Origin of the sequence: Marinobacter lipolyticus SM19, from assembly GCF_000397065.2 — a bacterium.
Classification (GTDB): Bacteria; Pseudomonadota; Gammaproteobacteria; order Pseudomonadales; family Oleiphilaceae; genus Marinobacter; species Marinobacter lipolyticus.
The window spans coordinates 1-515 of sequence record NZ_KE007323.1 but is presented as its reverse complement, the minus strand read 5'-3'; the positions used below and the strand labels follow the sequence as shown (position 1 = coordinate 515).

Genomic DNA, 515 nt, shown 5'->3' with positions numbered 1-515 from the left:
GCGTTATACCAAAGGGAGAAGTGATGCTTCACGGAAGTTGTCTGTGCGGTGAAGTGCAGTATGAATACAGTGGTGAACTTGGCCCTATCGCAATGTGCCATTGCTCGCAGTGTCGGCGTGCCCAAGGTTCTGCATATGCGACCAATAGCCCCATTCAGGCATCTCAATTTCAGTTTGTTGAGGGGCGTGATCTCGTAAAGGAATTCGAGTCTAAGCCGGGTAAGAAGCGAGCATTCTGTAGTGAGTGTGGCAGTCCCTTATACAGCCGGCTGGACTCAAAGCCTGCTCTTTTGCGCTTGAGAATCGGTACACTGAAAACACAGATAGAGGCTAAACCCGAATACCATATTTTCGCTAGTTCCGCGGCGGAGTGGTACGAATTCAAGGATGGGTTGCCACGTTATGCAGAGCTGGAAGATGGCCCGCTGGTATAACCAGGCGGTCAACCGGACGCCAAAAGCGTACCGCTTTGGGTTCCCTCCGCTGGCGCTCCGGCGCCGGTTACCTCAGCGTTA

Annotated in this window: 1 protein-coding gene; it reads left to right on the top strand. The window is 53.0% G+C overall.

All coding sequences use genetic code 11. The features are described 5' to 3' along the window. On the top strand, positions 1–434 hold a 434-nt coding region (locus MARLIPOL_RS18320), incomplete at its 5' end, for a GFA family protein (RefSeq protein WP_012140691.1). Positions 435–515: the final 81 nt, after the last annotated feature.